This is a genomic window from Corallococcus sp. 4LFB, from assembly GCF_046520365.1.
Taxonomy (GTDB): Bacteria; Myxococcota; Myxococcia; order Myxococcales; family Myxococcaceae; genus Corallococcus; species Corallococcus caeni.
Map to the genome: position 1 here is coordinate 1 of NZ_JBKGHJ010001316.1, position 216 is coordinate 216.

1 pseudogene is annotated in these 216 nt (G+C 79.2%); it reads right to left on the minus strand.

Going from position 1 to position 216, the window contains the following annotated elements:
• A pseudogene (locus ACLEQD_RS45450) lies at positions 1 to 216 on the minus strand (hypothetical protein); the annotation flags it as partial.

The window sequence follows — 216 nt, forward strand, 5'->3', positions numbered from 1 at the left end:
AGCAGCACCAGCCGGTCCCCCGCCGCGCGGTGGGCCTCCAGCGCGGCCAGGCCCCGGGCCGGTACTGCCCGCGGCACGCTTCGGGACGTGGCGGGCAGCACCGCGCGGCGGGCGTCCCTGGCGGCCTTCAGCTCGTTCGCGTAGCGCGGCACCGCGCGGCCGGCGACGCGCACCTTCTCCACCAGCTCCGCGCCCAGCTCGTAGAGCCGGTCGGTG